Origin of the sequence: Haloflavibacter putidus (assembly GCF_006546625.1) — a bacterium.
GTDB lineage: Bacteria > Bacteroidota > Bacteroidia > Flavobacteriales > Flavobacteriaceae > Mesonia > Mesonia putida.
This window is the reverse complement of sequence record NZ_VIAR01000020.1, coordinates 1-9914: the sequence shown is the minus strand read 5'-3', so window position 1 is coordinate 9914 and position 9914 is coordinate 1. Positions and strand designations below refer to the sequence as shown.

General features: G+C 35.7%; 5 protein-coding genes. 3 read left to right on the top strand and 2 right to left on the bottom strand.

Annotation, left to right across the window (positions count from 1 at the left end; genetic code table 11):
- Nucleotides 1-800: 800 nt before the first annotated feature.
- The gene (locus tag FKR84_RS13105) at nucleotides 801-2726 is read right to left on the bottom strand and encodes a polysaccharide biosynthesis protein (protein WP_141422773.1); all 1926 of its coding nucleotides are present in this window, start codon (nucleotides 2724-2726) and stop codon (nucleotides 801-803) included.
- Nucleotides 2727-2977: 251 nt separating this feature from the next.
- Between FKR84_RS13105 and FKR84_RS13100 the strand changes: the two genes are divergently transcribed.
- From FKR84_RS13100 to FKR84_RS13090, 3 genes are all read left to right on the top strand, one after another.
- Nucleotides 2978-3748 carry a polysaccharide biosynthesis/export family protein gene (locus FKR84_RS13100; RefSeq protein WP_141422772.1) on the top strand — a complete coding sequence of 257 codons (771 nt, stop codon included), beginning with the start codon at nucleotides 2978-2980 and terminating at the stop codon, nucleotides 3746-3748.
- Nucleotides 3749-3755: 7 nt separating this feature from the next.
- Nucleotides 3756-6122: a GumC family protein gene (locus FKR84_RS13095; protein WP_141422771.1), complete on the top strand. Its 2367-nt coding sequence runs from the start codon at nucleotides 3756-3758 to the stop codon at nucleotides 6120-6122.
- Nucleotides 6123-6961: 839 nt separating this feature from the next.
- Nucleotides 6962-7195, top strand: coding sequence for a hypothetical protein (locus tag FKR84_RS13090; RefSeq protein ID WP_141422770.1), 234 nt, complete (start codon nucleotides 6962-6964; stop codon nucleotides 7193-7195).
- Nucleotides 7196-8033: 838 nt separating this feature from the next.
- On the opposite strand, the gene FKR84_RS13085 is transcribed toward FKR84_RS13090, so the two are convergent.
- On the bottom strand, nucleotides 8034-9317 hold the full coding sequence (locus tag FKR84_RS13085; protein ID WP_141422769.1) for an OmpA family protein: 1284 nt from the start codon (nucleotides 9315-9317) through the stop codon (nucleotides 8034-8036).
- Nucleotides 9318-9914: the final 597 nt, after the last annotated feature.

The window sequence follows — 9914 nt, the reverse complement described above, 5'->3', positions numbered from 1 at the left end:
GAGGGCAAGGACTAATGCTCAAGATGAAACTTAAATTTCAAGAGTCGAAATAGTTCACCTTGCCCTCTGGTTTTTCAGAAATTTAATAAGGTTAAACTTCTTGTAAATATAAAATGTAAAACTAATAGCGCAGTCGAAGCAAGCCCTAGTAGGCCAACAAGAATTAAATCCCGATCATTAATTTGGTTGGGATTTCTTTTTTGAAAGAAGTAGAAATGTGGGCGAGAAGTTTATGCTGAGCGCGGCCGAAGCAAGCCCTAGTAGGCCAACAAGAATGAAAACCGAATTCTAAAAAAGTTCGGTTTTTTTGTTTTATAGAGGAATGTTTTTTGGGCGAGAAGGGATCAAGAACAATTGTTGTGTTTATACAAAAGTTGTGGTTAATTAGATAATTTTACAAGTTTCAGACTGAATGCAAGGGACTAAAGTCCCTTGTAAGATAGACCAACATTATTTTCTGTCTATTGATTATGCTTGTTGCATTGGTTTGATTGATTACCTTTTTTATATTCCATTTACAAATCTGAGTTTGATTTAAGCTTTTTAAATGAAATATTTATAGAGCGATAGGAATTTTGCGCTTTAAGTAGCTTTGTTTATTTTTTAAAATGAATTTAATAGGACATAAGCAACGCCAAAAGTTCTTTTTAGTTACTATAAGATTTTAATGGACTATCTATGGCTTATCTATGAAGTATCTACGGCGTATCTCTATGCATTTATTTGTAAAAAGTATCGCTATAGAAACTTTAATTAAAACAGGTTTCGAATAGAGAATTATTACTTATAAAGACCTGAATTTATTTTGCCGTGGTGTGAAGCTGGCAGGAAGGTGTATTCTTAGTATCCGGGCAGTCATATTCTGGAATCAAATCTCGCAAGGTTTCTAAACCAGATTTGGTACAATTGTTTTTTATGGCTTTTTCCAAATCTTTTAATAGATTCAATTTATCTGGCGTGAATTGGTGCGAAGCTTGTGCAATTAAAATTTTTTCGTGGTGCGTTGCAAGCGTAGTTTCTTTATCGGCCAACAATTCTTCGTACAGTTTTTCGCCCGGGCGCAAGCCTGTAAATTTAATTTCAATATCGGTGTAGGGGGTAAGTCCGGTTAAACGAATCATATGTTTTGCCAAATCTATAATTTTGATAGGTGCGCCCATATCAAAAACATAAATTTCGCCACCATTACCCATAGCTCCGGCTTCTAAAACTAGTTGGCAAGCTTCGTCTATGGTCATAAAATAACGCGTAATTTCGGGATGGGTTACCGTTACCGGTCCTTTTTCTTGAATTTGCTTGGTAAAATGCGGAATAACCGACCCGTTAGAGCCCAAGACATTTCCAAATCTGGTGGTAATAAAATTGGTCGCGCTGCTTTGTTTCGATAAAGATTGTATTAAAAGTTCTGCAGCGCGTTTAGATGCTCCCATTATATTGGTAGGATTTACCGCTTTATCTGTCGAGACAAAAACAAAACGTTCTATACGATGCTGAATTGCCAACTTGGCCAAATTTTTGGTTCCTTCAAAGTTTACGCTTAGTGCTTCAATGGGATTGCTCTCCATCATTGGCACGTGTTTATAGGCTGCGCCGTGAAAGAGAATGTCCGGTTGAAAATCTTCAAACAGTTCGGTTATTCTTTTTACATCTCTAATATTGGCAATAACTTCCGTAAAGGCTAGCTTTGGATGGTGCTTTTTTAAATAGACACACAACTCGTGTATAGGAGTTTCTGCCTGGTCTATTAAAATAAGGTGTTTAGGCTGAAAAGGAATGAGTTGTTTTACGATTTCGCTACCTATAGAACCTGCAGCACCGGTAATAAAAATACATTTGTCTTTATAAACCTGGTTAAGCTTCTGGTTGTTGAGTTTTATGGGATTGCGTTGTAAAAGGTCTTCAATTTTAATTTCGCGTAAAGCTTGAAAGTAAGATTGCTCTTTATAATCTTGGGGTTTTGGTAGTTTAAAAATTTTGATTTTTAAATCTAAAAGCTCTTCTATTAAATCTGGATGCTGAATTTTAAGATTTTGCAGCCTTTTTTCGCTAACAATAATAGCTTTGGCAATGGTGCTACTGTCTTTTAGTTGTGCTAGATTAAAAATGGGCAGGTTAAAAACCCTATTTCTTGTTTTTTGTTGGTGCAAGCCTATAAAGCCTATAATATTAAAATGGTTGGCTTCTTTAGATATTAAACCTTCGGCCATAGCAATATCTTCGCCTTTGGTACCCAAAATATAAGCGTTAATACCGGGTTTATTAAGGTTAATCACTTGGTATAATCTTTTTACCACTACGCGAAAGAAGAAAAGCAGCGAAAAAGTGATAAAGCCAAACATTATAACCCCCGCGTTTAAAATAAGTTTTTCTTCCGCGTAAGCGTAATAGACTTCGTTAATAAGTAAAATACTTAGTACACTAAGAACCGTTACTTGTAAAAGCTTTATGGTGTCTCGAAAATTAGAATAGCGAATCAACCCAAAATAAGAGCGAAAAATAAAGTAAAAAATTGCTTGTATGCCAACAATAGCAAGAAGTTCCCAATTGAATTGCAAAAAGTGGTAAGGCTCGCCATTTATGGTAGAAACCAAGAAAAAGGCACATTGAGCAGAAACAAAGGCAATAAGCAAATCTATAGCAAAAATAACCCATCTTGGCACATAATTTCTTACGAGAGGCCTCAATAGACGTACGATAGTTAGTTTTGCTTTAAGTAATGTGGGCACTTAAGATAGTTTTAGTAAATATAAAAAATATAGCGTAAAAGCAATTGAAAAAGAAAGCTTTTTTACGGAGGCGCAAATTAGTAAACTTTTATTAATTAAGCAGGTAGGAGAGTCGACTTTTACTGATTAATGCTGTTAAAAGACAAGGCAAATCGGCATTTTATATAAAAAGTGCTTTTTATCGAATATTTTGGTAGAACAACTTTTATAATCCTAGCTACAGATTGGAAAACTTATTTATATTTGCTTTTATGAAAAAAATTATTTTATTGCTCGCAATAACGTTAGTCTTAGGCTCCTGCGCCACTAAAGAAGACGTTATTTATTTTCAAGATATAGATAATGCATCCTTGGGCAGTGTTTCTGCGGTATACGAACATCCCGAAATTCAGGTAAACGATATTTTAAAAATAGACTTGAGTGCTTTAAATCCAAAAAGTTTGGTGCCCTATCAATTTGAAAAAACAGCGGAAGGCATGCCGTCTAAAGCGAGCCAAACCGAATTACTAAAATTAGAAGGTTATTTGGTTACCGAAGCAGGTTTTATAAAATATCCGGGTGTAGGAAAGTTGCAAGTAGTAGGAAAAACCACGCAGGAGATAGAAGATTTATTAGAAAGTGAAATTGGCAAATACGTAAAAAATGTTACCGCAAGAGTACGTTTGGTAAACTTTAAAATTACGGTAATTGGTGAGGTAAAACAACCGGGTACATACACCGTATCAGAAGAAAGTATTAGCTTGCCGCAAGCGCTTGGTCTTGCAGGAGATTTAACCATTCAAGGCTCGCGCGAAAACGTTTTGGTAATTCGGCAGAAAGGCGATAGTAGAGAAAAAATCCGTTTAGATTTAACCCAGTCCAATTGGATGGATACCCCGTATTATTTTCTTCAGCAAAACGATATTGTATATGTAAAACCAAATACGGCAAAAGTAAAATCGGCTGGAATTGTAGGGAATTTAGGAACCGTATTATCGGTAGTTTCCATTTTGTTAAGCGCAGCGGTAATTATATTTAGGTAAACAAATTATGGAGCAAGACCAAAGATTGTATAAAGAAGAATTTGAAAGCAGCAACGAGTTAAAGAAAATACTCTATAAGTATTTAAGCTATTGGCCTTGGTTTGTGCTTAGCGTAATAATTTGCGTGGCTGGCGCCTATTTGTATTTGCGTTATACTACCAGTATTTATGAGACGAAAGCCAAGGTTAAAGTTTTAGACGAGAATAACGATGGTGGTTTAGGCTTAGCTGGTTTGCGAGGATCTAGTACTTTATTCAATTTCACGAAAGTAAACCTAGAGAACGAAATTCAGATTTTCAAATCCAGACGTTTACTGGTACAAGTAATTCATAAGCTTAATCTGCAAAATGTTTTTTACAGCTATGCCACGTTTAAACCGGCAATGCTCAATAACCGCGATGTGCCAATAGAAGTAAATTGGTTGTATAAAGACAGTTTAGCCTATGATAATTCGCCACAAATTCTTTTTCAGCCTTTAGGTGCTGGGCAATTTTCTTTAAAAGAAGAAAATTTGGGCGAAATAAAAGCCAATTACAACGATAGTATACAATTTGGCGAATACCATTTAAGCATAAAGAAAAAGCCGGAAGTAAAAGGAGCTCCTAAAAAAATGCTTTTGCAGTTTAGGAATCTTACTACGGCAATTAACAGTTTGTCCCAGGGTATAACAGTTGAGCCTGTGGGCGAAAAGAGCCATATTTTAGCAGCCGAAATTAAAGGACCTAACAAAGCCAAAAACGAGGCGATTATTAATGCTTTAATTCGGCAGTTTAATCAGGATGGGATAGAAGATAAGCGTCTAATTTCTAAACGCACTCAAGACTTTGTAGAAAATAGGTTAATCTATTTGGTAGAAGATTTAGATACGGTAGAAAGCAATATCGTTCAATTTAAAGAACAAAACGAAGTAATAAATATAGAGGCCAACACCGAGCAGCTTTTAGGTAAAGAAGCCGGCGCAGAAACTAAACGATATGAGGCTGCCACCCAATTGGCCGTAACGCGCGATTTAAGAAGTATCTTACAAAATCAAGGTGCATTTTCTTTATTGCCGGCAAATATTGGTGTCAACAATGCATCCATCAATCAGCTTACCCAAGAATATAATAAATTGATTTTAGAACGGGATAGGCTTTTGGTTTCTTCTACCAAAGAAAACCCGATGATAGTTAATCTAAATCAAGAATTGGAGCAATTACAGACCAATATTTTAGCAAGTATAAACGCGTATATACAAAGTTTAGAAACAACTTTACGGAATTTAGAAAGTCAGGAAAGCCTCTCTTCCGGTAAGATTAGAAACTTACCTAAAAAAGAAAAGCAATTACGGGCTATTAGAAGACAGCAAGAAATAAAAGAACGTCTTTATTTGTTCTTATTGCAACGTAGAGAAGAAGCAGCCCTAAGCTATGCCATTACTGCGCCTACTGTAAAAATTGTAGATTATGCCTATACTTCTACCAGTCCGGTTGCGCCTAAACGCAATATTATTTTCTTGGGATCTTTGGTAGTTGGACTATTAATTCCTTTTGGAATTTTGTATTTGCTGTTTTTATTAGATACCAAAGTGCATTCTAAAAACGACATTCAGCGTATGCTGCCAAAAGTGCCAATCGTGGGAGAAATTCCGCAATTAGCGCAAGATGCACATAAGTTAATTCAGCCTAACGACAGAAGTGTGTTGGCAGAAGCTTTTAGAATTTTACGCACCAACCTCAACTTTTTAAGTACCAAAACCAACGGGAGCTCCAAAGTTATTTTTGTGACTTCTACTACCAAAGGAGAAGGTAAGACGTTTGTTTCGACCAATTTGGCAAATATTTTAGCTTCGGTAAACAAAAAAGTTTTATTGATAGGAGCAGATTTACGGAATCCGCAATTACACACCTATATCAAAGCCGATAAAAATAGAGACGGTGTCTCCAATTACCTGTACGATACAACTACCAATATAGAAAAGCTTATTGTACACAATCCGTTTTCGGTAGAAAATGTAGATTTATTACTTTCGGGACCCATCCCGCCAAATCCGGCTGAATTACTGGCTAACGGCAGGTTTGAGCAATTATTAGCAGAAGCCAAAAACCTTTACGATTATATTATTGTAGATACTGCCCCAACAATTTTAGTAACCGATACTTTTTTAATTTCAGAACAAGCAGACGTGAGTTTATATATGGTACGTGCCAACTTTACGGATAACAAACTGCTTAACCACATAAATGAGCTGCGAGAGGACAAAAAGTTAACCGAAGTGGCTCTAGTATTAAACGGTGTAAAGGAAGAAGGAGCATACGGTTATAACTATGGCTATGGCTATGGCTATGGCGCAAATGAAAGCAAATCTGCGCGCTGGAAGTTTTGGAAGAAATGATTTTTTAGTAATTAGTAATTAGTATTGAGTAGTTAGTAATCAGTTGAGAGGTGAGCGGTGTGAGAGATTAATGAGAATTTTAAATACGCATATTGATCATTCTAAAAGACTTTGTCCAAAAAAAGCAATATAAGAGCTGTCATTCTGAAAAAACCGCCCGGAGGAAGGATTTTATTCAGAATCTTTTGATCGGTCTGTAAATGTTTTGACTGGTTATTTTCTTAGTCAACAATAACTAGTAATCAACTTAAGTAATTTAAAAGTGTTACGACTTTCGCCTGTGATGAGCGAAAGGAAAAGCTCGGCACGACATTGTATTACAACTCAAAAGTCGCGATCGATGACTGAGAAATGTATATTGTATACTGTATAATGTAGCGTTTTATAATGCTCCGTACTAAAAGCTATATGCTAAATGAAAAACATCAAACTAATAACGAGCACATGAATACACCGATTAACTAATAATTTAAGTCTGTTCTAAGCTTTTTCAATGAAAAATTTATTAATCGATAGTAATCTTGAACTTTAAGAAGCTTTGTTCATTTTCTTTGCTCGTCCAAAGAAAACGAACCAAAAGAAAAGACGCTTTTTCTAAGGTATTTTTTCGCTCATAGCGAAAAACCGCTAAGTTTTTCCTAAATTTTTTCCAAGGCTTCAAAAATTTTTCACGGAAAAACCTAGCTATACTGAAGAAAAAGAATTAAAAGAATTTCAACTTTTATATCGCATTTATCTTAACACACGATTATACCAATACACGAAAAAATAGCAAAACTATCATTTGAGGATGCGGTACACAATTTGTGAACTTAGGCAAAATAAACTAACTTTGGTATATGGAAATTAATATTCAAAATGCGAAAATTGAACTAATCCAATGGTTAACAACTTTGGAGGATAAGTCTTTAATTCGAAAAATTATGGAATTAAGAAAAAATGAGACCAAAGATTGGTGGAATGAAATAGCTGAAGCTGAGCGAAAGTCGATTGAAATTGGAATATCTGAAGCAGATAATGAAAGATTAAAACCAAACTCTGAAGCCCAAAAAATTTATGGTAAGTGGTTATAAAATTCTTTGGACGAACCACGCATTGAATGAATTGGCAGACACCTACGAATATCTGAGAATACATTTTACAAAACGAGAGTTAAAAAAGCTTTCCACTGAAATTGACAGAACGCTTCGATTAATATCTCAAAATCCAAGCGTCACTAAAAGGATTTTGTTCCAGAAAAACATAAGAGCTGTCATTCTGAAAAAACCCGCCGGAAGGAAGGGTTTTATTTAGAATCTTTTGTTCGGTCTGCAAAAGTTTTGTGTAGTTAATATTTTTAGTCAACAATAACTAGTAAGCAACTTTAGTAATTTAAAAGTGCCTCGACTTTAGCCTGTCTTGAGCGAAATGAAAAGGCTCGACGTGACATTTGAATTAAAACGCTAAACGCTAAACACTAAACGCCCTACTACTGTTGAAATAGTATTCAGTAAACAGTGATCAGTTGGTAGACGTTAGATGATGTGGTAGGTTTGAAAAAAGACAGTCAGGAATTCACTAATAAACTAATACACGATTATACCAATACACGAATCAACTTTTTGGAAAATGAAAGTGTGCCTCGACTTTACCCTGTCTTAAGCGAAATGAAAAGACTCGGCATGACATTGTATTACAACTCAAAAGCCACGATCGATGACTGAGAAATGTATACTGTATACTGTATAATGTAGTGTTTTATAATGCTCCGTACTAAAAGCTATACGCTAAACGAAAAACACGAAACAAAAAACACGAAACAAAAAACACGAAACGCCCCACAACTAACAACATCAAAAAACAAAAAAACCGACTCACATAATGTAAGTCGGTTTTTTTAAAAAGGCTGTTTAAACCTGTATGCTTGTATGCTTATTTCAGTTTGAAAGTTACTCTTCTTACTAACTGACGTGCATCTGCAGAATTTCTATCTACTGAATCGTCTACGCCCGCACCTCTGTGCTCTAAACGAGACTCTTCTATTCCGGCGGAAAGTAAAATGTCATAAACTTTCTTAGCGCGACGTTCTGATAATTGCTCGTTGTATTGTGCATTACCAATTTCATCGGCATAACCTATTAACTCAGCTCTTGCACCCGGATTAGCTTGCATATAGGTAGCTAAGTAGTTAATAGCTTCTAAGCTATAAATTTCCGGCTGTGTGCTGTCAAATTTGAAATATACATTTACATAGCCATTGTTGATAAGATCTCTAATAGTTTCGTTACCACCAACACGACTACTTTGGTTGTCTACATATTCTTTGCTAGCAAAATGTCTTTCTAGACTGGATTCCATTTCATCCGGAATACCGTTTTCGTTTTTGTCTATAGCATAACCTTTAGAGTCTACTGTTACTCCGTTTGGTGTATTAGGTTCTCTATCTAAGTAATTAGGAACCCCATCCATATCACCATCTAACATATCGTCTTCAATTTTAGCAAGACGGTTGTGTAAAGAATCCAATTCTTTGGTCATTTTTGCTTTGTCGGAAGTATCTATCCAATCGGCGTGTTTTTCTTCTCCGCCAATATAAAAGGTAATACCTGCGCTTATATTGGTCAACATGCCATCAAAGCCGCGGTTTAAGGTTTTTTCGTTTCCATCCCAAGTATAATCCTGGTTTACATTACCAAAGATCGAAAGGTCTGCAAAGATTGCAATGCTTTCGCTTAGTTTCAATTGTGGTGTAACCCCGGCGGTAAAAACGCTCATGTAATCATCTTCCTCTGCGTATACTGCGTTATCATCTAAATTTATTTGGGCCAAACCTGCCCCTCCGTGGAATAACAAACCAAAGTTTTGAGTCCATTCTTTAAAATCTAAAAGATTACCTAAGTTTACAACTCCTTCCAAAGTAGTGTGGTAGTATTTTGTTTCAAACTCGCTTACTGCCCCATCCCCTTCTTGAATATTGTTATAACCGGCACCTAAACGTAAACCAAACTTATCGTTAAACATATAACGAACATTGGCTTGCGCGTTCCAAGCGCCAAAAGTTGGAGAGTGGTATCCTGCGGTATATGGGCGTGAAGCTTTGTGTAAGCCTCCGCTTAAATCGATAGACCATTTGTCGTATTCTGCTTTGTCTTGCTGTTGCGCGAACATAAAACTAGTGGCAAAAATACAAGCTACTAAAAATGTAATTCTTTTCATAAGATTGTAGTGTTTAAACAGATTTTGGAAACAAAGGTAAGTAATTTTTTATCATACCAATTGCAACTAAACCAAATTAATAGGAGAAAGTTAACATTTCTCGGCTGTTTAACTGTTTTGACTATGTAATTTTTTAAATAATTTAACCTGAACGAGATAAGTTTTAAGGATTTTTAAGAAAATTAGGAGGTTAGGGAGTAGGTGTTAGGGAATAGAAATTAGAGGCTATGGGGTGGAAAACTTAAAAAATTCTTGCGGGTTGGTTTTTGGTTAATTGGAAATTAAAAGCCTGCCTTCGACTTTAGCCTGTCTTGAGTCAAGCTGAAAGGTTCGGCATTACGCTATGGTCAAGGAGTTAAGGAGACAATGAGTTAATGAGTCAAGGAGTTGAATTTTGGGATTGAATATCATTGTTGGTGATTTTACTGCTTTTCTCGTGCCTCGACTTTAGCCTGTCTTGAGCATTCTAAGTTAAAAACAAACTTTTAAGCAGATAATTTTACAAAAGGTTCCTCTCTTTTGGCTACTGCAAATATTCTTAATACAAGTTTATTAGCTACAGCATTAATTACGCTCATATGATGTTTTCCATCTTTC

Excerpts from the sequence above, each read along its gene's own strand:
- FKR84_RS13085 (WP_141422769.1), bottom strand. The coding sequence starts at position 9,317 with ATGAAAAGAATTACATTTTTAGTAGCTTGTATTTTTGCCACTAGTTTT.
- FKR84_RS13095 (WP_141422771.1), top strand. The coding sequence starts at position 3,756 with ATGGAGCAAGACCAAAGATTGTATAAAGAAGAATTTGAAAGCAGCAAC.
- FKR84_RS13090 (WP_141422770.1), top strand. The coding sequence starts at position 6,962 with ATGGAAATTAATATTCAAAATGCGAAAATTGAACTAATCCAATGGTTA.
- FKR84_RS13100 (WP_141422772.1), top strand. The coding sequence starts at position 2,978 with ATGAAAAAAATTATTTTATTGCTCGCAATAACGTTAGTCTTAGGCTCC.